Origin of the sequence: Stenotrophomonas sp. NY11291 (assembly GCF_023277365.1) — a bacterium.
GTDB classification, from domain to species: domain Bacteria; phylum Pseudomonadota; class Gammaproteobacteria; order Xanthomonadales; family Xanthomonadaceae; genus Stenotrophomonas; species Stenotrophomonas geniculata.
This window is the reverse complement of record NZ_CP096975.1, coordinates 3,765,553-3,790,286: the sequence shown is the minus strand read 5'-3', so window position 1 is coordinate 3,790,286 and position 24,734 is coordinate 3,765,553. Positions and strand designations below refer to the sequence as shown.

20 protein-coding genes are annotated in these 24,734 nt (G+C 66.8%); 13 read left to right on the top strand and 7 right to left on the bottom strand.

Annotation, left to right across the window (positions count from 1 at the left end; genetic code table 11):
• The first annotated feature begins 277 nt into the window (after nt 1-277).
• From sucC to M1L61_RS17685, 3 genes are all read left to right on the top strand, one after another.
• The gene (gene sucC / locus M1L61_RS17695) at nt 278-1,447 is read left to right on the top strand and encodes an ADP-forming succinate--CoA ligase subunit beta (RefSeq protein WP_004154430.1); all 1,170 of its coding nucleotides are present in this window, start codon (nt 278-280) and stop codon (nt 1,445-1,447) included.
• Nucleotides 1,448-1,467: 20 nt separating this feature from the next.
• Nucleotides 1,468-2,343: a succinate--CoA ligase subunit alpha gene (sucD, locus tag M1L61_RS17690; RefSeq protein WP_005410793.1), complete on the top strand. Its 876-nt coding sequence runs from the start codon at nt 1,468-1,470 to the stop codon at nt 2,341-2,343.
• A 224-nt stretch (nt 2,344-2,567) separates the two neighbouring features.
• Nucleotides 2,568-4,202 (top strand): NAD+ synthase, encoded by a 1,635-nt coding sequence (locus M1L61_RS17685; protein ID WP_049437286.1) that lies wholly within the window; start codon nt 2,568-2,570, stop codon nt 4,200-4,202.
• Nucleotides 4,203-4,322: 120 nt separating this feature from the next.
• Here M1L61_RS17685 and M1L61_RS17680 read toward each other — a convergent pair whose 3' ends face one another.
• Both M1L61_RS17680 and M1L61_RS17675 read right to left on the bottom strand, forming a co-directional pair.
• Nucleotides 4,323-5,522 carry a lipase family protein gene (locus tag M1L61_RS17680; RefSeq protein WP_248853871.1) on the bottom strand — a complete coding sequence of 400 codons (1,200 nt, stop codon included), beginning with the start codon at nt 5,520-5,522 and terminating at the stop codon, nt 4,323-4,325.
• A gap of 190 nt (nt 5,523-5,712) precedes the next feature.
• Nucleotides 5,713-6,600, bottom strand: a complete 888-nt coding sequence (locus M1L61_RS17675) for an outer membrane protein assembly factor BamD (RefSeq protein ID WP_029379759.1) — start codon at nt 6,598-6,600, stop codon at nt 5,713-5,715.
• A gap of 114 nt (nt 6,601-6,714) precedes the next feature.
• On the opposite strand from M1L61_RS17675, the gene rluD reads away from it, so the two are divergent.
• From rluD to M1L61_RS17655, 4 genes are read left to right on the top strand one after another with little or no spacing between them, the layout of a single operon-like run.
• Nucleotides 6,715-7,704 (top strand): 23S rRNA pseudouridine(1911/1915/1917) synthase RluD, encoded by a 990-nt coding sequence (rluD, locus tag M1L61_RS17670; protein ID WP_248853870.1) that lies wholly within the window; start codon nt 6,715-6,717, stop codon nt 7,702-7,704.
• Entirely contained in the window at nt 7,704-8,474 is a 771-nt protein-coding gene (pgeF, locus tag M1L61_RS17665) for a peptidoglycan editing factor PgeF (protein WP_164089494.1), read from the top strand. The genes rluD and pgeF overlap by 1 nt, the downstream gene beginning before the upstream one ends.
• Nucleotides 8,475-8,494: 20 nt before the next feature.
• Nucleotides 8,495-9,001 carry a DUF4166 domain-containing protein gene (locus M1L61_RS17660; RefSeq protein WP_019338720.1) on the top strand — a complete coding sequence of 169 codons (507 nt, stop codon included), beginning with the start codon at nt 8,495-8,497 and terminating at the stop codon, nt 8,999-9,001.
• A complete protein-coding gene (locus tag M1L61_RS17655; protein WP_126559681.1) occupies nt 8,976-9,413 on the top strand; it encodes a thiol-disulfide oxidoreductase DCC family protein in 438 nt (145 codons plus the stop codon). The genes M1L61_RS17660 and M1L61_RS17655 overlap by 26 nt, the downstream gene beginning before the upstream one ends.
• A gap of 124 nt (nt 9,414-9,537) precedes the next feature.
• Here the strand turns inward: M1L61_RS17655 and otsA are convergent, their stop codons facing one another.
• From otsA to M1L61_RS17635, 4 genes are all read right to left on the bottom strand, one after another.
• Nucleotides 9,538-10,902, bottom strand: coding sequence for an alpha,alpha-trehalose-phosphate synthase (UDP-forming) (gene otsA, locus M1L61_RS17650; RefSeq protein WP_049413347.1), 1,365 nt, complete (start codon nt 10,900-10,902; stop codon nt 9,538-9,540).
• Complete coding sequence (locus M1L61_RS17645) at nt 10,899-12,680, bottom strand: glycoside hydrolase family 15 protein (protein WP_029550881.1); 1,782 nt, start codon at nt 12,678-12,680, stop codon at nt 10,899-10,901. Before M1L61_RS17645 ends, otsA begins: the two co-directional genes overlap by 4 nt.
• 39 nt (nt 12,681-12,719) lie before the next feature.
• A complete protein-coding gene (gene otsB, locus M1L61_RS17640; RefSeq protein ID WP_071306336.1) occupies nt 12,720-13,478 on the bottom strand; it encodes a trehalose-phosphatase in 759 nt (252 codons plus the stop codon).
• A gap of 166 nt (nt 13,479-13,644) precedes the next feature.
• The gene (locus M1L61_RS17635; protein WP_049454803.1) at nt 13,645-16,080 is read right to left on the bottom strand and encodes a TonB-dependent receptor; all 2,436 of its coding nucleotides are present in this window, start codon (nt 16,078-16,080) and stop codon (nt 13,645-13,647) included.
• Between the two features lie 214 nt (nt 16,081-16,294).
• On the opposite strand from M1L61_RS17635, the gene M1L61_RS17630 reads away from it, so the two are divergent.
• The 5 genes from M1L61_RS17630 to M1L61_RS17610 all read left to right on the top strand — a co-directional run bounded on the left by M1L61_RS17630 (nt 16,295) and on the right by M1L61_RS17610 (nt 22,991).
• Nucleotides 16,295-16,777, top strand: a complete 483-nt coding sequence (locus M1L61_RS17630) for a DUF3574 domain-containing protein (protein ID WP_010481551.1) — start codon at nt 16,295-16,297, stop codon at nt 16,775-16,777.
• 36 nt (nt 16,778-16,813) lie between these two features.
• On the top strand, nt 16,814-17,671 hold the full coding sequence (locus M1L61_RS17625; RefSeq protein WP_100447149.1) for a hypothetical protein: 858 nt from the start codon (nt 16,814-16,816) through the stop codon (nt 17,669-17,671).
• Nucleotides 17,672-17,780: 109 nt separating this feature from the next.
• Nucleotides 17,781-19,499, top strand: coding sequence for a thiamine pyrophosphate-dependent enzyme (locus tag M1L61_RS17620; protein ID WP_241873110.1), 1,719 nt, complete (start codon nt 17,781-17,783; stop codon nt 19,497-19,499).
• Between the two features lie 575 nt (nt 19,500-20,074).
• Nucleotides 20,075-21,037, top strand: coding sequence for an IS110 family transposase (locus M1L61_RS17615; RefSeq protein WP_049409923.1), 963 nt, complete (start codon nt 20,075-20,077; stop codon nt 21,035-21,037).
• 343 nt (nt 21,038-21,380) lie between these two features.
• The gene (locus M1L61_RS17610) at nt 21,381-22,991 is read left to right on the top strand and encodes a hypothetical protein (protein WP_053443416.1); all 1,611 of its coding nucleotides are present in this window, start codon (nt 21,381-21,383) and stop codon (nt 22,989-22,991) included.
• Between the two features lie 27 nt (nt 22,992-23,018).
• On the opposite strand, the gene M1L61_RS17605 is transcribed toward M1L61_RS17610, so the two are convergent.
• Nucleotides 23,019-23,729 (bottom strand): glutathione S-transferase, encoded by a 711-nt coding sequence (locus M1L61_RS17605; protein ID WP_248853869.1) that lies wholly within the window; start codon nt 23,727-23,729, stop codon nt 23,019-23,021.
• A gap of 170 nt (nt 23,730-23,899) precedes the next feature.
• On the opposite strand from M1L61_RS17605, the gene M1L61_RS17600 reads away from it, so the two are divergent.
• Nucleotides 23,900-24,721: a DUF3014 domain-containing protein gene (locus tag M1L61_RS17600; protein ID WP_248853868.1), complete on the top strand. Its 822-nt coding sequence runs from the start codon at nt 23,900-23,902 to the stop codon at nt 24,719-24,721.
• Nucleotides 24,722-24,734: the final 13 nt, after the last annotated feature.

Sequence of the window (24,734 nt, the reverse complement as noted above, 5' to 3'; positions counted from 1 at the left end):
ACACACCTTGGTTGACCAGTATAGGGCCCCCGGCAGGACGCCGCCGGAGCCGCCCGGATCGCGCATTTGGCCTGCCGTGGATACCGGTGGCCAACGGCGGCCCGGGCGCAACTGCCTGAATGGCGGTGGAAATCTGGCCGGGTCTGGCGTTTTGTACAGACTTCTTTGCGCCCCGGCGCTCGCTCGGCCACAATAGTGGGCCCGCCGCGGTCCATGCCGGCGCCCCGCCGGGGCCCTGAGGAATTGCGTGCGGTCGTTCCTATTCCCACGGTGACGCATGAATTTCCACGAATACCAGTCAAAACAACTGCTTGCCGAGTACGGCATCCCGGTCCCGGCCGGCAAGGTCGCTGCGACCCCGGACGAAGCGGTTGCCGCTGCCAACTCCCTGGGCCAGGGCCCCTGGATGGTGAAGGCGCAGATCCACGCTGGCGGCCGCGGCAAGGCTGGCGGCGTCAAGTTCTGCAAGACCACCGACGACGTGAAGGCCGCTGCGGCCAAGATGCTCGGCACCAAGATGGCCACCTACCAGACCGCAGGCGTTGAACTGCCGGTCAACCTGGTGCTGGTGACCACCGCCGGCGAGATCGTCAAGGAACTGTACCTGTCGGTGCTGGTCGACCGTGGCACCAAGACCATCACCTACATCGCCTCTTCGGAAGGCGGCGTGGAAATCGAGCAGGTCGCCGCTGAAACCCCGGAGCTGATCCACTCGCTGAACGTCGACTTCGTCGAAGGCGTGCAGGGTTACCACGGCCGTGATTTCGGCTTCAAGCTGGGCCTGACCGCCAAGCAGGCCGGCCAGTTCGCCAGCATCATGGTGAACCTCTACCGCCTGTTCAACGAAAAGGACCTGGCCCTGGTTGAAATCAACCCGCTGGCCATCCTGGACGACGGCAACCTGTACGCGCTGGACGGCAAGTTCGACAGCGACGACAACGCCGCGTTCCGCCAGAAGGCCCTGGTCGCCATGCGCGACAAGACCCAGGAAGACCCGACCGAAGTGATCGCTTCGGAGCTGGACATCAACTACGTCACCATGGACGGCAACATCGGCTGCATGGTCAACGGCGCCGGCCTGGCCATGGCCACCATGGACGTCATCAAGCTCAACGGCGGCGAGCCGGCGAACTTCCTGGACGTGGGCGGCGGTGCCAACAAGCAGCGCGTCATCGAAGCGTTCAAGCTGATCCTGTCCTCGGACAAGGTTGAAGGCATCTTCGTCAACATCTTCGGCGGCATCGTCCGCTGCGACATGATTGCCGAAGGCATCATCGCCGCCGTGAAGGAAGTGGGCGTCAAGGTTCCGGTCGTGGTGCGCCTGGAAGGCACCAACGTGGAAGAAGGCAAGCAGCTGCTGCGTGACAGCGGCATGGCCATCATCCCGGCTGACAACATCAACGATGGCGCCAAGAAGATCGTTGAAGCTGTCAAGAACGCTGCCTGATTCGACACCAAGGAATTCCCATGTCTGTTTTGATTAACAAGAACACCAAGGTGATCGTGCAGGGCTTCACCGGCCAGCAGGGCACCTTCCACGCCACTCAGATGATCGAGTACGGCACCCAGGTTGTTGGCGGCGTGACCCCGGGCAAGGGTGGCACCACCCATATCGACCTGCCGGTCTTCAACACCGTTGCCGACGCCGTGCAGAGCACCGGCGCCAACGCTTCGGTCATCTACGTGCCGCCGCCGTACGCGGCCGACGCGATCCTGGAAGCCGCTGCTGCCGGCATCAAGGTCATCGTCTGCATCACCGAAGGCATCCCGGTGCTGGACATGCTGCGCGTCAAGAACGTGCTGACCCGCTCCCATCCGGACACCGTGCTGATCGGGCCGAACTGCCCGGGCGTCATCACCCCGGGTGAGTGCAAGATCGGCATCATGCCGGGCCACATCCACCAGCCGGGCAAGATCGGCATCGTGTCGCGTTCGGGCACCCTGACCTATGAAGCGGTCAAGCAGACCACCGAAGTCGGCCTGGGCCAGTCCACCTGCATCGGCATCGGTGGTGACCCGATCAACGGCCTGAACTTCGTCGACTGCCTGAAGCTGTTCAACGAAGACCCGCAGACCGAAGGCATCATCATGGTTGGCGAAATCGGCGGTGACGCCGAAGAAGCCGGCGCCGAGTACATCAAGAACCACGTGAAGAAGCCGGTCGTCGGTTTCATCGCCGGTGCGTCGGCTCCGGCCGGCAAGCGCATGGGCCACGCCGGTGCGATCGCCTCGGGCGGCAAGGGCACGGCCGAAGGCAAGTTCGCCGCCATGGAAGCTGCCGGTGTCGTCACCGTCCGCTCGCCGGGCGACCTGGGCGCTGCCATCGCCAAGCTGGTGAAATAAGAACGACTGCCTCTGGCAGCCGATTCTGTAGAGCCGAGCCCACGCTCGGCTTGCTTTGGAAAAGCCGCCCTCGGGCGGCTTTTCTGCGTCTGGCGGCCGCCTGGTCGGCCCATCCACGCATGGTGGGGATCTACTGAGCCAGGGCTGTCCACGTAGTGAGCGCGCCCGGCGCGCGCATGGCGCAGCGCTACAATGGCGGCATTGCAACCACAGGCTGGATTCCCATGGCTTCGATCCGCATCGCGATGGCGCAGTTCGACTTCCCGGTCGGCGATGTCGCCGGCAACACCGAGCGCATCATCGAGATGATCGGCCAGGCGCGCGACGAGTACGGCGCCGAGCTGGTGATGTTCCCCGAGCTGGCGGTGAGCGGTTACCCGCCGGAGGACCTGCTGCTGCGCCCGGGCTTCCTGTACGAGTGCGAGCAGGCGATGACCCGCATCGCTGCCGCCTGCCGTGGCATCACCGCCGTGGTTGGCTGGCCGCAGGCGGCGGGTGCGGTGGTCTACAACGCCGCCAGCGTGCTGCGCGACGGGCTGGTCGAGCAGACCTACCGCAAGCGCGAGCTGCCCAACTACGCGGTGTTCGACGAGCGCCGCTACTTCGATGTCGATCCGGATGGCGGCAGCTGCGTGTTCGAGGTCAACGGTGTGCCGGTCGGCCTGCTGATCTGCGAGGACCTGTGGTTCGCCGAGCCGTTGGCCGACACCGTGCGCGCCGGCGCGCAGCTGGTGGTGGTGCCGAATGCGTCGCCGTACGAGCGGGGCAAGCATGCCCAGCGCGATGCGGTGCTGGCCGCGCGCACCCGTGAGAGCGGGGCGGCGATTGCCTACCTCAACGTGGTCGGTGGCCAGGACGCGCTGGTGTTCGATGGCGCCTCGGTGGTGGCCGATGGCGACGGTACCGTGCACCCGGCCGCCGCCGCCTTCGTCGACCAGTGGCTGGTGGTGGAGTACGACGGTGAAACCCGCCGCTTCATGCCGCATGTGTGGATGGACGATGGCGACGAGAGCATGGACGCGCTGGCCTGGCGTGCGGTGACCCGTGGCATCCAGGACTACTGCCGCAAGAACGGCTTCAAGAAGGTGTGGCTGGGCCTGTCCGGTGGCATCGATTCGGCGCTGGTGCTGGCCATGGCCGTGGACGCGATGGGCGCCGAGAACGTCACCGCCGTGCGGTTGCCGTCGCGCTATACCGCAGGCCTTTCCAACGACCTGGCGGCCGAGCAGTGCCAGGCACTGGGCGTGAAGCTGGAGGCGGTGTCGATCGAGCCGGCGTTCAAGGGCCTGATGGAATCGCTGGCGCCGATGTTCGAGGGCACCACGCCGGACGTGACCGAAGAGAATCTGCAGTCGCGCAGCCGTGGCGTGATCCTGATGGCGCTGGCCAACAAGTTCGGCGGCCTGCTGCTGACCACCGGCAACAAGAGCGAGTACGCGGTCGGTTACGCCACCATCTACGGCGACATGTGCGGTGGCTATGCGCCGTTGAAGGACCTCTACAAGACCGAGGTGTTCGGGCTGTCCAAGTGGCGCAACACCGTGGGCGGCGCACCGGTGATCCCGCCAGCGGTGATCAGCCGCCCGCCGTCGGCCGAACTGCGCGAGAACCAGCTGGACCAGGATTCGCTGCCGGCCTATGACGTGCTGGACGGCATCCTGTACCGCTATATCGACCAGGAGCAGTCGCGCACGGAGATCGTGGCGGCCGGTTACGACGCGACCGTGGTCGACCGTGTGCTTCGCCTGGTGCGCATCAGCGAGTGGAAGCGGCATCAGGCCGCGCCCGGGCCGAAGGTCTCGCGCCGGGCGTTCGGCCGTGAGCGTCGTTACCCGATCAGCAACGGCTACAAGGGCTGAGGTCCGGTCCAGCAGACGACAGGGAGTGCCGGCCGATGGCCGGCAACCCGTTGGCCCTCTCCGGTGGGTGCGGACCCTGGTCCGCACGATGGTCGAAGATCATCCACGCATGGCGTGGATCTACCGGGCTTCGTCGAGCAGCTGTTCGAGGCCGGCGGTTTCCGCAGTGTCGCTGAAGTGGCCGCCCTCAAGCCGTGCACGCACAAATGCCAGGCCATCCGCCGCCGCCGCATCCAGCGTGCCGCGGTGGTCGACCGGGTAGCGTCGGAACGCCACCGGCTCGCCTCGCAGGGCCAGGCCTGCGGCGTACAGCAGCGTGGTCAGATAGGGCACATCGCGGTCCGCGCTGCCATGGCCCAGCATCAGTGGTTGGCTGAAGCCGCGGCGCGGTACGCCGAGATAGTCGTACAGCACCGCCCAGATGCCCGGCACGCTGGTCAGCGGTGCAGTGAACATGCTGCCGATATCCGCACCGTCCAGGGTGGCGGCCAGTTCGCCCAGGCACTGCTCACGTGCCACTGCCACGCGGGCGCGGCCGGTGTCGCTGAGGACGCGGTCGATCTGCGGCGCGACCTGCAGCAGGCCGTCGAGCAGATACGCGTGATACGCGTTGACTGCACCGGGATTGGGGCTGCGGTTGTCCGGTTTCATCACCAGCGCGGTCAACTCCACTGCCGTGGGCGTACCGGTGGTGAAGCTGCCACGGTAGTGCAACGCCGGCCCTCCATGGGTGGGGGCGATGTGGCCTGCCGTGAGCGCGGCGGCGCCACCCTGCGAATGGCCGACCGATACCCAGCGCGGCGACAGCGCGTTGCCCAGGTACTGGCGGCTGGCTTTGACGAGGTCGATGGCGTTGCGCGCGGCAGTGCGCACATGCAGATAGGCATGGTCACCTGGACTGCCAAGGCCCTGGTAGTCCGCAGCGACCACCGCATAGCCCTGCGCCAGGAACTGATCGAGGAAGCGCCCGTCGCGTTGGGGTTGGTAGGGGCCGGACACCGAGGGCGCACAGCGATCCGCGATGCCCTGGGTGCCATGCGCCCAGGACACCACCGGCCAGCCGCCTGCAGGCGCCGCGCCGGCGGGCAGGTACAGCAGGCCGGTGCCTTCGGCCAGCTGGCCGCGATGATCCGGCGTGCGGTAGTGCAGCTTGTAGGCCTGCGCGGCCTTGGATGGCACCCATGACGCGCGATAGGGGGCAGCAGACAGCAGATCGCCCGGTGCAACCGGTGCGGCGGCCAGGGGGCCCGGGGACAGCGCCAGTAGCGCGGTGGCGAGGAGGCAGGCGCGGGGGCGGAAATGGCGTGGCGGTGGGGTCATGAGGCGCTCCTTCACGGCCGGGATGGCCGTTGCACCGCAGTGTGGAGGGGCTCGCCCGCGCCGATTGGGACCGGCGTCGCATCCGCCGGGGATTCGTAGAATTCCTAGTGCCGTGGTCCATGGGCGCACGAACCCTCCACGCATGGCGTGGATAACCGACAAAGAAAAGGCCCCTTGCGGGGCCTTTTTCTTATTTCTTTTCCAGTCGCGCGTTGCGCTGGCCGGTGCTGGCGGACTTCTCGCCAGCGAACGGGTTCAGCTTGCGGATCATCCACGGGTACTTCGGCCACTTGCCTTCCAGCCACGGGTGGTCCGGCTGGTTCAGCTGCAGGACGCGGCGGGCGTCGTCGGCCAGGGTCTTGTTGCCCAGGTGGGTGTAGGAATCGGCCAGGACGGCGACGGCGTCGTACTGGAACGCGCTCTGCGGGTAGGTTTCCAGCAGGTAGTTGGCGCGGCCGGCGGCCGAGACCCAAGCGCCGCGGCGCATGTAGTACAGGGCGTTGTCGAGCTCGTGCTGGGCGAACACATCACGCAGCTCCAGCATGCGCTGGCGCGCATCGGCGGCGTACCGGCTGTTCGGGTAGCGGTCCACCACGATGTTGAAGTCCGAATACGCCTGGTGCGGGGTGGACAGATCGCGGCGGCTGGCATCCAGTGACCATACGCGACGAAGGAAAACCGTACTGCGATTGGAGTTGGCCAGGCCGCGCAGGTAGTACAGGTACGCGATGTTGCGATGGGTCGGGTAGGTACGGATGAAGCGGTCGATGCTGGACACCGCGTCATCGTGCTTGCCGGCCTTGTACTGGGCGTAGGCGGTCTCGATCATCGCCTGCTCGGTATACGGACCGTACGGATACTGGGCCACCAGGCGGCGGAAGCTGGCTTCGGCGCCGCTCCAGTTGCCACCCTGCATCAGCTTGTGGCTCTTCTCGTACAACTGTTCGACCGGCGTCCCTTCATCGGGGCGATCGCCCTTCTTGGCACCACGGTGGCAGCCGGTGGCGGCGATGACCAGCACCAGCAGCAGGGCGGTGAGGCGGACGGGCGCGGAGAGCATGGCGGAGCGTCGGATCATGGGGTCGAGGCGGGACGCGGCTGGAATACGAAGGGTCGATGATAGCCTAGTGTCCTGTCCAGCGACTGAAACCGGCCGCCGGGACCCCAAAATTTCAAAGAATGCCCCCCTGCCATGTCTGAACAACGCTCTGAATCGGCCCGCCAGGCCATCGTCCCCGACACCGCTGCCGGCCGCCGTTTCGACGCCGTCGTGGCCGAACTGTTCCCCGAATACTCGCGGTCGCGCCTGACCGAGTGGATCAAAGCCGGTGAGGTCCTGCTGGACGGCGCCCAGGTGCGTCCGCGCGATCCGCTGCGCGGCGGCGAGGTGGTGACCCTCAACGTGGTGCTGGAAACCCAGACCGACGCCCAGCCGGAGGACATCCCGCTGGACGTGCTGTTCGAGGACGAGCACCTGCTGGTGATCAACAAGCCGGTCGGCCTGGTGGTGCACCCGGGCGCCGGCAACCACAGCGGCACCCTGGTCAATGCCCTGCTGTTCCGCGACCCGTCGGTGGCGGTACTGCCGCGCGCGGGCATCGTGCACCGCCTGGACAAGGACACCAGCGGCGTGATGGTGGTGGCCAAGACTCTGGAAGCGCAGACCGCGCTGGTCGAGCAGTTGGCCGCACGCGACGTGCACCGCCAGTACCTGGCCATCGTGATGGGCGCGCTGGTGGCCGGCGGTACCGCTGATGCCCCGATCGACCGCCACCCGCGCGACCGCCTGAAGATGGCCGTGCGCGAGGACGGCAAGGAGGCGATCACCCATTACCGCCTGCGCGAGCGCTTCCGTGCGCACACCGCGCTGGAGTGCCGCCTGGAAACCGGCCGTACCCACCAGATCCGCGTGCACATGGCGCACGTGCGCCATCCGATCATCGGCGACCCGCTGTACGGCGGTGCATTGAAGCTGCCCAAGGGCGCCAGCGACGAGCTGGTGGCCGCGCTGCGCGGCTTCAAGCGCCAGGCCCTGCACGCCGAGACGCTGGAGTTCACGCACCCGATCACCGGTGAGCCGGTGCGCAACACCGCGCCGGTGCCGGACGACATGCTGCACCTGATGAAGGTGCTGCGCGAAGACAGCGAAGCCTTCGCCGCGCGCGAGCGGGACCGCTGGTGATGGCTGCCGCGCTGCCCTTGCTGCAGGCGGACTGGCCGGCGCCTCCGGGCATCCATGCGCTGACCACGCGCCGGCACGGTGCGGGCATTTCGCCGGCGCCGTTCGCGCAGTTCAACCTGGGCAACCGGCACGCGGCCGATGGTGATACCCCCGCCAATGTGGAGCACAACCGCCAGCTGCTGCAGCAGGGGTTGGCGCTGCCGTCGGCCCCGCACTGGCTGCGCCAGGTGCACAGCAGCACCGTGCTGCGCTTCAGCGCGCCGCCGGTGCCCGGCGCCAGCGAACCGGTGGCCGATGCCGCAGTGACCTCGGTGCCGGGCGTGGTGCTGGCGATCCTGACCGCCGACTGCCTGCCGGTGGTGTTCGCCGCCGCCGATGGCAGTGAGGTGGGCGCGGCCCACGCAGGCTGGCGTGGCCTGGCCGACGGCATGCTGGAGGCCACGGTGGCCGCCATGCAGACGCCGCCGGCGCAGCTGCGGGCCTGGCTGGGTCCGGCCGCCGGACCGGCCGACTACGAGATCGGCGAGGAGGTCTACCACGCCTTCGTCGGCCACGATCCGGCGGCCGAAGCAGCGTTCGTGGCGACGCGCCCCGGTCACTGGAAGGTGGACCTGTTCGCGCTGGCCCGACAGCGCCTGCAGGCGGCGGGCATGGACCCGGCGCAGGTGCATGGCGGCACGGTGTCGACCATGGCCGATCCGGACCTGTATTCGCACCGGCGGGATCGTCGCACCGGGCGCATGGCAACCCTGGCCTGGATCGCGCCCTGACCACTCCGCTGTTCGCACGTGTGCTGGGGCCGGCCTTCGCCACCCTGGCCGCGCCGGTGCAGGCGCTGCATGCCGCGCCGTTGCCATGCCGCTACGTGGGGCAGGCGCGCATCGTGAGGGGGTGGCACTGGCTGGTGCCGCTGCTGGCTGCGTTGGCACGGTTGCCAAAGGACGGAGACGCGCTGCCGACCGAAGTGGCGTTCAGGGCACACGGGCAGGGCGAGCAGTGGGCGCGGCGTTTTGGGCGCTGGCCGATGGTGTCGCGGCTGTGGGCGCATGAGGGATACCTGCGCGAGCAGTTGGGCGCGGTGCGCTTCGAATTTGATCTGCAGGCCCGCGAAGGTGGCATCGACTGGTCGGTGCGGCGGGTCTGGGCCTTCGGGCTGCTGCCGCTGCCGAGGCGCTGGTTTGGTGGCGTGCGTTGCCGCGAAGCCTGGCAGGGTGAGCGTTACACTTTCCTGGTCGATGTGACGCTGCCCTGGGTGGGAGCTCTGATCCGCTATGAAGGCTGGCTCGAACCGCAGTGAGGCCGCCGCCGAGGCTGGCAGCGCGGTGATCGTATTCGATGGCGTATGCGCGCTGTGCAACCGCTGGGTGCGCTTGCTGCTGCGCTTCGACCGCAGGGGGCGCTATCGCTTTGCGGCGATGCAGGGGGAGCAGGGCAGCGCGATGCTGCGCGCGCACGGGCTGGACCCGCAGGACCCGATGTCGTTCCTGCTGCTGGACGCGCAGGGCGCCTGGACCGATACCGATGCGATCCTGCGCGTGCTGGCGGGGCTGGGCGGCGCCTGGCGTTTGATCGGCGTGCTGCGGGCAGTGCCGCGCGGCTGGCGTGATGCCGCGTATCGCGCGCTGGCACGCAACCGTTACCGCTGGTTCGGGCGGCATGACGCCTGTTACCTGCCCGCACCGGAGCAGGCCGCGCGGTTCCTGGATTGATCGCCTGTCTTCTGTAGAGTCGAGCCATGCTCGACTTGCTTTTTCTCCTGCCAATAGCAGTCGAGCATGGCTCGACTCTACAAAACGCAGCCGAGCATGGCTCGGCTCTACAGGAACGCGTGCTTCAGCCTTCCAGCGCGTCCAGATAGCTGCGGCGCCAGTGGTTGATGTCGTAGGTACGCAGATGTTCCATCATCGCGTGCCAGCGCTCCTTGCGCCTGCTCAGCGACATCGTCGCTGCCGTGGCGATGGCGTCGGCCACGCCGTCCAGATCATGTGGGTTCACCAGCAGTGCCTGCTTCAGTTCGTCGGCAGCGCCAGCCAGCAGAGACAGCACCAGCACGCCGGGATCCTCCGGGTCCTGCGAGGCCACGTACTCCTTGGCCACCAGGTTCATGCCATCGCGCAGCGGCGTGACCAGGCCGACCGCCGCCGCCCGGTAGAAGCCGGTGAGCGTGGCATGGGTGAAGTTCTGGTTGACGTAGCGCAGCGGCGTCCAGTCCGGTTCGGCGTGGCCACCGTTGATGTGGCCGGCGATCTGTTCCAGCTGGCTGCGCAGCTGCCGGTACTCGGTGACGTCGCCGCGCGAGACCGGCGCGATCTGCAGGTAGGTCAGCGAGCCGCGCTGGTCGGGGTGGCGCTCAAGATAGCGCTCGAAGCCGAGGAAGCGCTCGGGCAGGCCCTTGGAGTAGTCCAGGCGATCTACGCCGATCGCCAGCTGGCGGTCACGCAGGCTGTTGCGCAGGTTCTTCACCGCGGCCTTGGTGGCGGCGGTGCCGGCCTGGCGTGCGATCAGCTCGGTGTCGATGCCGATCGGGAAAGCCGCCGCACGGAAGCGGCGCCCGCCCGGTGCTTCCAGCTCGCCGTTGTCGAGTACGCGGCCACCACCGAACAGGCGCAGGTAGGTCTGGAAACGATCGGCGTCGCGCTGGGTCTGGAAGCCGACCAGATCGTAGGCGTACAGCGCGGAGAACAGTCGCAGGTGGTCGGGCATCGCCTGCAGCAGGTCGGCCGACGGCATCGGGATGTGCAGGAAAAAGCCGATGCGGCAGCCGATGCCGCGCTCGCGCAGCAGTGCGCCGAGCGGGATCAGGTGGTAGTCGTGGATCCAGACGATGTCATCCTCTCGCAGCAATGGCGCGAGCTTGTCGGCGAACAGCGCATTGACCTTGTGGTAGGTCTCGCGGGTGCCGCGGTCGTAGTCGACCAGGTCCAGCCGGAAGTGGAGCAGTGGCCACAGCGTGCGGTTGGCGAAACCATTGTAGTAGCCATCGACTTCGCGCTTGCTCAGGTCCATGGTGACGTAGTCGATGTCACCGTCCTTCTGCCGGTGCAGCGTGCCGCTGCCTTCCTTTACGGTCTTGCCGCTCCAGCCGAACCACAGGCCGCCGCGCTCCTTCAGGGCGGCCAGCAGGCCGACCGCCAAGCCGCCTGCGCGGTTCTCGCCGGGCACGGCCACACGATTTGATACCACGACCAGACGACTCACGATGCCTCCTGCCAGGACCGCGACAGGCGCATCGCGGCGGTGATCAGGCCGACGTGCGAATAGGTCTGCGGGAAATTGCCCCAGGCCTCGCCGCTGTCGAAGGCCAGATCCTCCGACAGCAGGCCCAGGTGGTTGCGCTGCTTCAGCAGCAGCTCGAACATCTCGCGTGCTTCGTCCATGCGCCCGATTGCCGCCAGCGCATCGATGTACCAGAAGGTGCAGATGGTGAAGCTGGTTTCCGGCTCGCCGAAGTCATCCGGCGCGACATAGCGGTACAGCGAATTGCCATGCTTGAGGTCTCGGCCGATGGCATCGACGGTGGCAATGAAGCGCGCATCCAGCGCGTCGATGAAGCCGATATCGGCCAGCAGCAGCAGCGAGGCATCCAGCCGATGGCCACCGAAGGTATCGGTGAAGTGGCCCAGCTCCTCGCTCCAGGATTCGGCCATGATGCGCGCGTGGATGGTGTCGGCGCGCTCGCGCCAGTAGCGGGCGCGGTCATCACGCTTCAGGCGCACGGCGATCTTGCACAGGCGGTCGCACGCGGCCCAGCACATCGCGCTGGTATAGGTATGCACTTCGGTGCGGCCGCGGAATTCCCACAGGCCGGCATCGGGTACGTCATGCAGGGCGAACGCCTGTTCGCCCAGGGGCTCCAGGCGGGCGAAGGTGTGCGCATCACCCGGGTCCTGCAGGCGCCGGTCGAAGAACAGCTGCGTGGACGCCAGCACCACGCTGCCGTACACATCGTGCTGGCGCTGCACCCAGGCCAGGTTGCCGCGCCGCACCGGGCCCATGCCACGGTAGCCGGACAGGCTGGGTACTTCGTCCTCGTCCAGCTTGGCTTCGAAGCCGATGCCATACAGCGGCTGCAGCGTGCCGTCGGTGGTGGCCAGGTTGAAGATGTAGCCGAGGAACTGCTCCATCGTGCGTGTTGCGCCGAGGCGGTTCAGTGCGCGCACCACGAACGCGGCATCACGCAGCCAGCAGTAACGGTAGTCCCAGTTGCGCACGCTGCCGGGGGCTTCCGGAATGGAGGTGGTCATCGCCGCGATGATCGCGCCGCTGTCCTCGTACTGGCACAGCTTCAGGGTGATCGCACTGCGGATCACCGCGTCCTGCCATTCCAGCGGAATGGACAGGTAACGCACCCATTCGCGCCAGTAGTCGCGGGTGCGTTGGAAGGCTTCCTGCACATAGCCACTGATCGAGCGGTTGAGCGATTCATCCACGCCCAGGATCAGGTGGATGGGATGGTTGAGTACGAACGGCAGACCGTCGCGCACGAAGCGCACCGGTACATCGGTGGTCAGCCGCAGCACATGCTCGGGCAGGATCCAGCGCACATGGTTGCTGCCCCAGGTGGACTCCGGCACGCGCGCGCCCCAGTCCGCCAGTGGTCGCGCACGCACGGTGATGCGCGGACTGCCGGCCAGCGGACGCACCTGGCGGATCAGGCTGACCGGGCGGTAGAAACGGTCGTTCTGGCGCCAGCGCGGGGCGAAATCGAGGATTTCCAGTTCGCCACCGTGCGCGTCGCGCAGGACGGTGCGCAGGATCGCGGTGTTGGTCAGGTATTCCTGCTCGCTGCTCGCGAAGTCCTCCAGCTCGATGGCGAAGTCGCCACCGGTCTGCTGGTTGGGACCGAGCAGGGCACAGAAGGTGGGGTCGCCGTCGAAGGTGGGCAGGCAGCTCCAGACAACGCGGGCACGTTTGTCGACCAGGGCGCCGAAGCTGCCGTTGCCGACCACGCCCAGATCAAGATCGGGTTGGGTCATCACGCGGTACATCTCGGTTGCGGCCGTGGGGTGGCCGGGTCAATAGGCATTCTCACGCAGCCAGGCGTGCACGCTGCGTATGTCGGGCAGCGCGAACACCGCCTTGCTCGGTTCCCGCTCGCCCACCAGCACGCTCCAGCCATGCTGGCCGTTGGCGGCGTCGAAGCCGAATTCATCGGTGAGGTCGTCGCCGAGGAACACCGGCAGGCGGCCGCGGAAGGGCAGGTACTGCATCATCCGGCGCACGGCACGGCCCTTGTCGGTGCCGACAGGCACGAACTCGACCACATGGTCGCCAGGTTGCAGGCGGTAGCTGGCACGGCCGCGCACGTGGCGGTCGGCGAAGGCGCGGACATCGCTGGCGGCATGCGGCGCGCCGCGCCAGTGCAGGGCCAGGCCGACGCCCTTGTCTTCCACCAGTACGCCGGGATGGCCGTGGGCGAAGCGCATCGCCTGCTGGTGCAGTGCGTGCAGCCACTCGGCGGTGTCGTCATCGTGTTCGTCACGCAGCACACGACCATCCTGGCCACGCAGTTCATGGCCGTGCAGGCCAGCGGCAGGCAGTTGCAGGGGAGCGAACAGTTGATCCAGCTGTTCAAGCGGGCGACCACTGACCAGTGCCACGGCACCTTCCAGGCGGTCGCTGATGCGGCCGATGGCTTCACGCACATCCGGCAGCAGCTGCACGGCATCCGGGCGCGCAGCGAATTCGATCAGGGTGCCGTCGACATCGAGGAACAACGCGCAGGCGTCGTCCAGCAATGGCGGTGGCGGACGCAGGGGGAGCGGTTCAGCCATGACGCCCAGCTTGCCAGCGTGGGCGTGTACGTGGGGTCGAGGGCAGGCTACGGCCTTGCTTCGGTGGGTGCCGACCGTGGGTCGGCACAAAGGGTCAGCCTGCATTGAACCCAGACAGTGCGGACCAACGGTCCGCACCCACCCAAGGCAATTACACCCAGAGCAATCAGAAGGTATAGCGAACGCGGCCGTAGTAGTAGGCGCCGTTGCTGCCGATCGGCGACAGCACGTCGTACGGCAGGTTGCCGAAGTAGTGGATATCGCTGTTGGATCGATCCGGGTAGTTGTCGGTCAGGTTCTGCCCGCCGATGGCCACGCTCCACTGCGGGGTGATGCGGTACTCGACCTCGGCATCCAGCTGCCACTCGGCCTGGTAGGTCTGGCGCGGGATGTAGCCGTCACCGAAGTTGAACACGCGGGTGGCGCTGCCGTAGCGGTTCACGCGGCTGCTCAGCGACCAGTGGTCGTTGCTCCAGGCTGCCGAGAAACTACCGCGCGTGCGCGGCGTGGCGTCGGTGAGCGTGTTGGTTTCTTCGATGCCGAACAGCACGTAGTCCGGGTTCAGCGCACGCAGCTGTGCCGGCGTGGCCAGCACGTTCTTCAGCGTGGTCTTGGTATACGCATAGGTGCCGGTCAGCAGCAGCTGGCCATCGCCCAGCGACTGGCGCCAGTTGGTCACCAGCTCGGCGCCACGGGTGCGGGTGTCGGCGGCGTTGACGAAGAAGCTGGCGCTCTGCAGGCCACTGACGCCGTAATTGGCCGCCACATAGTCGGTCAGCGCATCACCGGTGATGCTCTCCGACAGCGCGATGCGATCGTCGATGTCGATCTGGAAGAAGTCCAGCGACAGGTCGAAGTGCTCGCCGATGCGGCTGGTGAAGCCCAGCGAGGTGTTGATCGACTTCTCCGGCTTCAGGTTCTGCGCACCCAGGCCACGCGCGATCGGATTGTTGACCGACAGCAAACGGCCCTGCACCAGCTGGCCGCCAGCGTTGTAGCCGGTGGAGGTGGACTCGTAGCCGATCTGTGCCAGCGACGGCGCACGGAAGTTGTTGGAGATGGCGCCACGCAACGCGAACGCCGGGGTGAATTCGTAGCGCAGGCCGAGCTTGCCGGTCAGTTCACCGCCGAAATCGTCGTTGTGCTCGTAGCGCGCGGCCAGATCGGTGGAGAACTTTTCGCCGAACTGGCTGGACAGGCTGGCATAGGCGCTGGCCACATCACGCGACAGGGTGGCTGCATCCTGCGGGGTCAGGCCGCCACCGGCCTGCGAACCGGTCGGGCGGTCGGTGTACGGGCCGGCCGCATAGCTGGCCGGGTCGCCGGGACGGGTCTGGTAGCGCTCATGGCGCGCTTCCACGCCCAGTCCCAGGGTGTGGCTGATGCTGTCGCTCTGGGTGAACACGCGACTCAGATCGAGGTTGCCCACGGTCTGCGCGTATTCGTAGTCAGCGGTCTTGAAACGGGTCGGGCTGGTCGGGCCCAGCGAGGCGTTGAGCGAGTCGCGCAGGCGGTAGGTGAAGTCGTTCTGCCCGTAATCCAGGCTGCCGTCGTAGCTCCATTCGCCCCACTGCCCACGCACGCCGGCCACGGCCTGCACGTCGCGGTTCTCGCCTTCGGAGATCGGCCGGTAACCGTTCGGATAGATCTCCTTCCAGTTGGCATCGCCATCGGGGTAGCGGAAGTAGTTCGCGCCTTCGGTATCCCGCTGGTTGAAGGTACCGAACGCGTAGAACGTCGAGGTCTGGCCCACCGGGATCTCGGTGTTCAGCCACAGGTTGATGTCCTTGCTCTTGCCATCGCCCAGCACATAGTTGCGCTTGCCCTGCAGCGCCAGGTTGCCCGGGGTCTGGTCCCATGGCGGAATCTGGTCGAAGCCGGCGCGGTTGGTGCCGTTGCGGTGCTTGTATTCCAGGCCGACGCGCAGGAAGCCGCCGTCTTCGCCCAGCGAAGTGCCGACCTTGGCGCTGATGTTGCCGGTCTGGCCGTCGGTGAGAGTGCGGCCGATCGGCTTGAGGTCGGTGTGGTTGGCGCCGTAGCTGGCCTCGATCTCCCCGCCGTCACCGCCGTTGTCGAGGATCACGTTGATCACGCCGGCCACAGCGTCCGATCCGTACAGCGCGCCGGCGCCGTCGCGCAGCACTTCGATGCGCTTGATCGCACTGACCGGAATCGAGTTGAAGTCGACCGGGGTGGTGCCCTTGCCGATCTTGCTGTCGGTGTTGACCAGCGCGGTGTGGTGGCGGCGCTTGCCGTTCACCAGCACCAGCACCTGGTCCGGCGACAGGCCACGCAGCTGTGCCGCGCGCACGTGGTCGGCGCCACCGGAGTTGGACTGGCGCGGGAAGTTGAACGACGGCAGCAGCGCCTGCAGCGCGCTGCCCAGCTCGCCGTTGACCACGCCGGCCTTGCGGATGTCCTCGGCGGTGAGCACGTCCACCGGCGAGGTGGATTCGAGCACGGTGCGGTCGGCGGCACGGGTGCCGGTGACGATCACCGTGTCCAGGTTGGTGGCGTCCTGGGCCAGGGCTGGGACGGCGGCGGAGGAAAGCGCGAGGGCGATGGCGAGGCCGAGCGGCGACGCGGGCAGGCGGACGGACATGGGGACTCCAGCAACAACGACGACGGGGAAGGGGGAGATAGTTTCACTTACATCCATCCGGATGAAGCGATATATTATCTTCGCGTGATGGCCGGTGCCGATGCAAGCCCCTGCCAGTCCGGCATGAGCTGATGCCCTGCTGGCATCAGCACGCCGGGCCGGTGGCGCTGTACGCTGCCGGCTCGCCTTGTCCCCCTTCCCCGGAGCTGTACCGATGAAACACCTTGGCCTCGTCTTCGCCGTGCTGCTGGCCACCAGCGGCTGCGCCAGCCTCTCTTCGCAGGCGCCCAGCGCCTATGCCACGGCCACCACCGCCGAACTGAAGGGCGATGCAGCACGCCCGTCCGCCGGCCATGGCTGGGTGCGCAGTGAGCTGTACTTCGGCGTGGGCGAGGAGCAGGGTGCTGGCAACCGCCCGCAGGCCGACACCATCAGCGAGGCGCAGTGGCGCACGTTCCTGGACAAGGAAGTGACCCCGCGCTTCCCGGATGGCCTGACCGTGTTCGATGCCTACGGCCAGTGGCTGTTCCGCGGTGATGCCGCGCCCAACCGCCTGCGCACGAAGGTGCTGGTGGTGCTGCACGAGGACACCCCGCAGCGCCGCGCCGATATCGAAGCGATCCGCCTGGCGTGGAAGCAGCAGACCAAGCATCAATCGGTGCTGTGGTCGCGGCAGCCGGTCGAGGTATCGTTCTGAGTTGAAGGCACCACCGCGGTGCCGCAGGGAGCGATGATGAAACACAGGGAATGCGTGCTGGGCCTGGTGCTGGTGGGATTGCTGGCACCGTCGGCGCAGGCCAGTGGCGACGACGTCGAAACACTGCGGTTCCAGGTGGCCGCGCACGTGCAGGCGCACGCCGATCCCCAGCAGGATGGCAGCATCGCCGTGCAGCTGTCGCCGTCGGGAAAGCGCCAGACGCTGGCGGGCGCGGCCGATGCCGACGGCAATTCGCGCTGGGGTCTGGAGGACGTCGACTTCGATGGCTACCCGGAACTGGTCGCACGCGCCTCGGTGGGCATGGTCAATGAAGCGGTGACGGTGTACCGCTTCGATCCGGCCAGTGCTTCGTATCGCGTGCTGCAGGCCGACACCCACGGCAAGGACAGTTGCGGTGACCTGATGGGGCTGAGCGTGGACGTTGCCACCCGCACCCTCACCAGCAGTTGCCGCAGCGGGCCGATGTGGTACGCCGACCAGTACCGGTTCGCGGGTGCGAAGCTCTACCTGTACCGCGCCGAGAGCGTGTTGATGCTGGGCGATACGTTGAACGCCGCGCTGCAGTGGGAACAAACCGAAGAACAGGGCCCTCTGGCGGTCTGGCGCACCTATGACCCCGCCGGCGGTGTGCTGGAGAGCGCCATTGCCGATGGCCTGGGTGCACCACCGGATGGGCCGTTGCGTGGTCAGCAGGCCACCGTGGTACCTGCGCGCCTGTTCCTGTTCGACCGGCCCGGTGCGTCCAGCACCAAGCGTTACCTCGTGCAGGGCGACCGCGTGGAAATGCTGGATGAACAGGCCGGCTGGGTGAAGCTGCGCTACCGCAACCCGAAGCAGGGCGCGGTGCTGGGCTGGATCAACGTCAATGATTGACGAGACCTCTGCCCGCAGTTTGCACATCGAGGCGACGGGCGACGTGCCCACGGGGGCATCACTTCATCAGGTCTAGCCTCGGGCGTTCCCCCGTTCGAGGATGTATCCGATGAGCAAGCGCGTGGCCGAAATCGTGGTGGACGCCCTGCAGCAGGCCGGTGTCCGCCGTTGCTACGGCATCGTGGGCGATACGCTCAATCATGTGACCGATGCGATACATGGCAGCGAGATCGCCTGGGTGCACGTGCGCCATGAAGAAGTGGCAGCGTTCGCTGCAGGCGCCGATTCGCTGGTGAGCGGCGAACTGACCGCCTGCGCCGGCTCCTGCGGACCCGGCAGCCTGCACTTCATCAACGGCGTGTTCGAGAGCAACCGAAACCGTGCGCCGATGGTGCTGATCGCCAGCCAGGTGGTGACCAGCGAGCTGGGCATGGAATTCCCGCAGGAAGTGGACTTCAAGGCGGTGTACGCCAGTTGTTCGGTGTTCTGCGAACAGGTGCACAGCGCCGAACAGGCACGCCGCGTGGTCACGTTGGCCTGCCAGGCGGCGATCAGCCGCCGCGGCGTGGCGGTGGTGATCCTCCCGGCCGATATCAGCCAGGCCGAGGTCAAGCACGATGTGCCGTTCTCGGTGCACTACACCCAGCCGGTATTGCGTCCTTCCGACGCCGAACTGCAGCGTATCGCCGAGCTGCTGGGGCAGGGCAAGCGCATCGGCATCTACGCGGGTGCCGGTTGCCAGGGCGCGCACGCGCAGTTGCTGGAACTGGCCCGACGCCTGCAGGCGCCGATCGCGCACACCTCGCGCGCCAAGGACTTCGTCGAGCCGGACAACCCGTACAACATGGGCATGACCGGCATCTTCGGCATCGAGTCCGGCTTCCACACATTGATGGCGTGCGACACGCTGCTGCTGCTCGGCGCCGACTTCGCCTGGGGCCAGTTCTACCCGGACAAGGCCACGATCATCCAGGTCGACCGCGATGGCAGTCATCTGGGTCGCCGCCACCCGGTGAACCTGGGCGTGGTCGGTGATATCGCGCCGACGCTGGATGCCTTGCTGCCGATGCTGCCGCCGCGCGAGGACAGCAGTTTCCTGGACGAGTGCATCGAGCGTCGCGACAAGGCGCTGAAGAAGCGCGAACAGGAAGAACAGCCGGGTGAAGGCGAGCTGATCCACCCGCAGCACCTGACCGCGTTGTTGTCGAAGTATGCGACCGACGATGCGCTGTTCACCGCCGACGGCGGCTCGCCGATGGTCTGGGTGCTGCGGCATATCCGGGTGAATGGCCGCCGCCGCACGCTGACCAGCCTGCTGCACGGCACGATGGCCAACGCGATGCCGCAGGCGCTGGGCCTGCAGAAGGCGTTCCCGGGCCGCCAGGTGATATCGCTGTCCGGCGACGGAGGCCTGGCAATGCTGCTGGGCGACCTGCTGACGGCAGTGCAGGAAAACCTGCCGATCAAAGTGGTGGTGTTCAACAATGGCTCGCTGAACTTCGTCGAGCTGGAACAGAAGGTGGAAGGCCTGCTGGACAACTACACCGACCTGAAGAACCCGGACTTCGGTCGCCTGGCCGAGGTGATCGGCTTCCACGGCCGCACCGTGACCCGCAGCGAGGATCTGGAGGAAGCGGTGCAGGACTTCCTGTCGCAGCGTGGCCCGGCATTGCTGGACGTACACACCAGCCGCGCCGAGCTGGTGATGCCGCCACAGATCGAAGCCAAGCAGGTGGCCGGTACCGCGCTGTATGCGGCCAAGGCGGTGTTGAACGGCCGCTTCGACGACGTGAAGCATCTGCTGGTGGACAACTTCCTGAAGAAGTAGGAGGTGGTCGATGCAGGGCTGCGCCCTGCACCCGCTACGAGCCAGAGCCAGAGCAGAAGCGGGTTTCCTGAGGGATGGCGGGGTGGGTCCGGTTGCGGGGGACGCTGCAAGTACGTCCATGTAAGCTCGATCGCCGCATCCATGCGGCTCACGCCCCCGCAACCGGACCCACCCCGCCTTCGACAGCTTCCTGCAATCTGCCGGAACGGGATATTGCACTGGTGGGTGTCGACCTTGGTCGACACGGTGGATCCACGCCATGCGTGGATGAACGAAAGAATGATCGGAATGATCTTCTGTAGAGCCGAGCCATGCTCGGCTGAGAGGCTTCGCGTACAGCAGCCGAGCATGGGCTTGTATGTTCCTCCCGGCTCCTACGCGGTATGTAGGAGCCAGGGTGGAGGGACCGTCAACATGATATCTGCGGGTAGCAGCCGACAGACGAGCCGAGCGATCCCCATCCCGCACCTTAACGTCGATAAAGGATCTAGCGGCCTTTGAGGACCGCCGATGGAGGCAAGCCAACGTGGTGCGGTACCACCCCAGCCCCTCAACAATAGCTGGGAGTTACGCAGATGTCAGATCGTTTAGCCGTCGGCATCGATGCCGACTCAAAGAGCCTTGTGGTGGCGCGCCATGGCACCAAGGGCAGCACTCGAATCCCCAATTCAGCGTCGGCCATCGGTAAGTGGCTGTCCGGCCTGCCGACCAGGACTCGCATTGGGGTGGAGGCGACCAATCGCTACCACGAGCTTGTGGCTCAATCTGCCCAGAAGGCCGGCCACGCGGTCTTTGTGCTCAATCCGCGCGACATCAAGCATTACGCCAAGGGGGTGGCTTGCCGCGGCAAGACCGACTCTGGCGACGCACAGGTTATCGCGCGCTACATCGCCAAGGAGGCCGACAATCTGCACGAGCATGTCGCTCGTTCGCCTGCGCAGGAGCGGCTGCATGTACTGCTCCAGCAACGTGACAGCCTGGTCAGGAGCAAGACGAAGCTCAATCTCTCGCTGGGGTCGGGAGCATCAGAATCCGCACTCTTCGGAGGGGTTTTCAGTAGCCTGAAAGAGGCCATCGCCCTGCTGGATCAAGAGATCCAACGGTTGTGCCGCAGTGGTGAACAGCACGATCTGTATCGACGAATCATGACCATTCCGGGGATCGGACCGACGGTGGCGGCCTTCATTACCCATCACATCACGCGCTGGCCCTTGGCCAGCTCGGACGCCTGGATTGCCTGCACCGGCCTGGATCCGCGACCCAACGAATCCGGCGCACGGATCGGTCGGCGTCGCCTGTCCAAACGCGGCAGCGCCGGTTTGCGTCAGATCCTCTACATGGCGGCCATGGGCCTGACCCGCTCAAAGGGTGGCAAGCCTCTCTACAACGCCATCCGCGAGCGCGGCCACAGCAGTACTGCCACTTTCAACATTCTGGCGAGAAAACTAGCCAAGATCGCCTGGGGCGTCTTCAAGAGCGGTCGGGACTTTGACCCAGCCATGCTGAAAGTGGGTCAAGCCTGCTTCCAGCAGGCTTGACCGCGAACATAGGATCTCGGCTCTACAAAGAGAGCCTGCCTTTGCTTTTGATCTTTTGATTCTTTTCCGTGGCTGGCACGCGCAGGAAACTGTCAGGGGCCGGGCGGGTAGGCTGCGCAGGGGCGTGAGCCGCATGGATGCGGCGACCGAGCTTACAGGGACGTACTTGCAGCGACCCCTGCGCAGCCTACCCGCCCGGCCCACCCCCTGAGGTCCGCCGTCCGCGACCAACCCAGCCACGAGGGGCCCCGCCGTTGGCTGGAACCCATCATTCCACCGCGGAATTGGCGCCCGGGCCCCGCTGGGCCTACCATCGGCGGTCCCCACCCCCACCGCCCCTTCCATGTCCGCTCCCGCTTCCGCCGCACCGCGTCGCTGGTTCGTCTCCGGCGACTTCAACGGCTTCTTCGGCCTGGTCGTCGACAACCTCTCCATCCTCGGCTTCATCGCCATGGCCCTGGTCGGGATCTTCCAGTTCCCCGCCGATGTGGTGTTCGGCCGCATGTTCCCCGGCACGGCGTTCGGCGTGCTGGTCGGCAACCTGCTGTACACCCTGATGGCGCGCCGGCTGGCCGCACGTACCGGCCGCGACGATGTCACCGCCATGCCGCTGGGCCTGGATGCGCCGACCAGCATCGGCATGGCGCTGCTGGTGCTCGGCCCGGCCTTCCTCGCCTTCAAGCAGCAGGGCATGGACCCGCACGCAGCGGGCATCGCCACCTGGCAGCTGGGCATGGCCGCGCTGGTCATCATGGGCGTGCTCAAGTTCGTGCTGTCGTTCTTCGGCGAAGCGGTCACCCGCGCGCTGCCCCGTGCGGCGCTGCTGGGTTCCATTGCCGGCATCGCGCTTGTGCTGATGGGCCTGCTGCCACTGCTGGAAACGCTGCGCTCGCCGCTGGTCGGCTTCACCACGCTGGGCCTGCTGCTGTATGTGCTGATCGCCAAGGGCAAGCTGCCGGTGCGTGGCCCCGGCGTGCTGCTGGCCTTCGTGTTCGGCACCGTGCTGTATTACGGCCTGGGCGCGGCCGGACTGGGTGCACCGGGCTTCCATGTGCCGGAATGGGTGCCACCGCAGGTGGTGCTGCCGCTGCCGACGCTGGGCTTCCTTGAAGGCCTGCCCACGGCGATGACCTACCTGCCGTTGCTGCTGCCGTTCGGCCTGCTGATGGTGGTCGGTGGCATCAACGTGTCCGAGAGCGCACGTGCGGCCGGCGATGACTATCGCACCCGTGACATCCTGCTGGTGGAAGCGGTGGCGACGCTGGTGGCCGGTGTCTGCGGCGGCGTTGCGCAGACCACGCCGTACATCGGCCAGCCGGCCTACAAGCACATGGGCGCACGCAGCGGCTATACGCTGCTGACCGGCCTGTTCGTCGGCATCGGCGGCATGCTCGGCATCATTTCCGGGCTGGTGCAGTGGCTGCCACTGGCGGTGCTGGCACCGATCATCGTGTACGTGGCCATCGACATCACCACGCAGGCCTTCCAGGCCACGCCACGTCACCACACCGGTGCGATGGTGTTCGGTTTCCTGCCGTCGGTGGCCTACCTGCTGGCGATCAAGGCACCCGGCTGGATCGCCCCGGACCAGCTGCCACAGCTGCTGACCAAGCTCGACGGCCACGGCCTGCCCGAGCTGGCGGTGATCTTCACCCTTGGCAATGGCTTCATCATCACCTCGATGCTGTGGATCTCGGCGGTGGCGGCGATGGTCGATGGCCGCCTGCGCCGCGCCTGCGGTTTCCTGCTGGTGGCGGCGGTGCTGACCCTGTTCGGCCTGATCCACTCGGTGGACCCGCGCGGTGGCATCTACCTGCCGTGGGATCTGGAAGGCCTGGCGCGCATCATCAGCTGGCAGTTCGCAGGCGCGTATGTGGCACTGGCGGTACTGCTGGGGTTGCTGTCGTTGCAGAAGCAGCCGGTGAAGCCGCTGGGTGAAGGCACCGATCATTGACCGGGGGACGCCGGGCATGGCCCGGCGCTACCGTTCGGCGTCCAGCTCCGGGTAATGGCGGAAAATGCCATTCGTGTTGAACGCCAGCCGCCGTTCCGAGCCCAGGTAGGCGGCGATGTTCGGCCGCTTCGCCACCCGCTCCTGCAGCGCACGCAGCAGGGGCAGGGTCGGCGCCAGTGCCTGCATGCGGCGCGGGAACATGTAGTCCAGCCCGCTCAGCAGCTGGAACAGCGACAGATCCACATAGGAATGCTCGCGCAATGCATGTCGGCCTCCGTTGGCGGCCAGTACCCGTTCGAAGTAGCCCAGGAACTTCGGCAGGCGCTCGCCGCGCAGCGACGTGGCCCGGGCCTTGGCTTCGATCTTCTGCTCTTCGTAGTACTTCGATGCGGCGATCGGATGGTGGGTGTCATGTACCTCTGCCACCAGGTCGGCGATGGTCAGCTGCAACTGCAGTGCCTGCATCCGCCGCGAGGCCGCTTGTGGCACCAGGTCCAACGTCGGGCCGAGAAAATCCAGGATGGCCGCGACCTGCGCGATGACCTGTCGCCCGGCCTTCAGGAACGGCGGTGCGAAGGGCTGCGCACCTTCGCTGCCACCGTCGAGGAACGGCTGCATCACTGCATCGCCGTGCACCCGCGCCATGTCGATGTAATCGGCGCCGGCATCTTCCAGCGCCAGGCGCACGAACTCGCCACGGCCCTGGATGCCGGTCCAGTAATACAGGGCGTACTGCATGGCAGTGCCTCCACAGGACAAGACCCGCAGCGTCGCGCGTGGCGTGCAAAGCAGGCGTGAGCGCGGCTCTGCTGCAGGCCCGAACCCGAACGGCAGCGGAACAGGTGGGGAACCCGCTGGAATCGGTGGGGTCACACCCTCTCCATGCGTGTGAAACGAGGTGCTGCATCATGCAGAGTGGAAAGGCGATATGGCCCTGGGTGTTGGGTGTGGTGGTGATCGGTGGCGCGGGCGGTTGGTTGTTCCGCGATCAGCTGAAGCGCCTGGCAGACGGTGTCTCGGTGCCGGTGCAATCAACCCCCGCCAGTACCAGTGCACCGCCACAACCACAGGCGGCCGCAGAACCCGCGCCAGCGCCACCGCCGATCAAGCATCCGCTGGATACCGAGGTCGCAGCCGATCCCGCGCTGCCGAAACTGGCCGACAGCGATACCGCGGCCTGGGGCGCATTGAGCCAGCTGTTCCAGGGCGAGGGCCCGCTGACCCTGCTGCTGCGCGATCACCTGATCCAGCGCCTGGTCACCCAGGTCGACAACCTGGACAAGCCCAGCGTGCCGCCCACTGCGCTTGCCGCACGGCCGCTGCCGGGCAGTCTGCAGGTCGAGCCCGCTGAGGGCGGCGAGCGGATCGCTGCCAGCAACGGGGCACGCTACGCGCCCTATGTGCAGGCATTCACAGCGCTGGACCCGGCGGCGACGGCGACCGCCTACAAGCGCTTCTATCCGCTGATCCAGCAGGCCTATGTGGACCTGGGCCGACCCGACGGATATTTCAACGACCGCCTGGTCGCGGTGATCGATCACCTGCTGGAGACCCCGGAACTGGCCCAGGCGCCGCTGGTGCAGCGCGATGAGCGCGGCCGTTACCGCTTCGTCGATCCCACCCTGCAGTCGCGATCGATCGGCCAGAAGGCGCTGCTGCGCATGGACCCGGTGCAGGCACGGGCAGTCAAGCAGCAGTTGCGGGCGATCCGCACCGCGATCACCCGCTGAACCCGTCCACCGC

Bases quoted from the DNA above. Each gene is read 5' to 3' on its own strand.
- M1L61_RS17625 (WP_100447149.1), top strand. From the start codon at position 16,814: ATGAAACACAGGGAATGCGTGCTGGGCCTGGTGCTGGTGGGATTGCTG.
- M1L61_RS17610 (WP_053443416.1), top strand. From the start codon at position 21,381: ATGTCCGCTCCCGCTTCCGCCGCACCGCGTCGCTGGTTCGTCTCCGGC.
- M1L61_RS17675 (WP_029379759.1), bottom strand. From the start codon at position 6,600: ATGATCCGACGCTCCGCCATGCTCTCCGCGCCCGTCCGCCTCACCGCC.
- M1L61_RS17655 (WP_126559681.1), top strand. From the start codon at position 8,976: ATGAAGGCTGGCTCGAACCGCAGTGAGGCCGCCGCCGAGGCTGGCAGC.
- M1L61_RS17680 (WP_248853871.1), bottom strand. From the start codon at position 5,522: ATGACCCCACCGCCACGCCATTTCCGCCCCCGCGCCTGCCTCCTCGCC.
- rluD (WP_248853870.1), top strand. From the start codon at position 6,715: ATGTCTGAACAACGCTCTGAATCGGCCCGCCAGGCCATCGTCCCCGAC.
- M1L61_RS17635 (WP_049454803.1), bottom strand. From the start codon at position 16,080: ATGTCCGTCCGCCTGCCCGCGTCGCCGCTCGGCCTCGCCATCGCCCTC.
- M1L61_RS17685 (WP_049437286.1), top strand. From the start codon at position 2,568: ATGGCTTCGATCCGCATCGCGATGGCGCAGTTCGACTTCCCGGTCGGC.
- sucC (WP_004154430.1), top strand. From the start codon at position 278: ATGAATTTCCACGAATACCAGTCAAAACAACTGCTTGCCGAGTACGGC.
- M1L61_RS17600 (WP_248853868.1), top strand. From the start codon at position 23,900: ATGCAGAGTGGAAAGGCGATATGGCCCTGGGTGTTGGGTGTGGTGGTG.
- M1L61_RS17605 (WP_248853869.1), bottom strand. From the start codon at position 23,729: ATGCAGTACGCCCTGTATTACTGGACCGGCATCCAGGGCCGTGGCGAG.
- M1L61_RS17630 (WP_010481551.1), top strand. From the start codon at position 16,295: ATGAAACACCTTGGCCTCGTCTTCGCCGTGCTGCTGGCCACCAGCGGC.
- M1L61_RS17645 (WP_029550881.1), bottom strand. From the start codon at position 12,680: ATGACCCAACCCGATCTTGATCTGGGCGTGGTCGGCAACGGCAGCTTC.
- pgeF (WP_164089494.1), top strand. From the start codon at position 7,704: ATGGCTGCCGCGCTGCCCTTGCTGCAGGCGGACTGGCCGGCGCCTCCG.
- sucD (WP_005410793.1), top strand. From the start codon at position 1,468: ATGTCTGTTTTGATTAACAAGAACACCAAGGTGATCGTGCAGGGCTTC.
- M1L61_RS17620 (WP_241873110.1), top strand. From the start codon at position 17,781: ATGAGCAAGCGCGTGGCCGAAATCGTGGTGGACGCCCTGCAGCAGGCC.
- otsB (WP_071306336.1), bottom strand. From the start codon at position 13,478: ATGGCTGAACCGCTCCCCCTGCGTCCGCCACCGCCATTGCTGGACGAC.
- M1L61_RS17615 (WP_049409923.1), top strand. From the start codon at position 20,075: ATGTCAGATCGTTTAGCCGTCGGCATCGATGCCGACTCAAAGAGCCTT.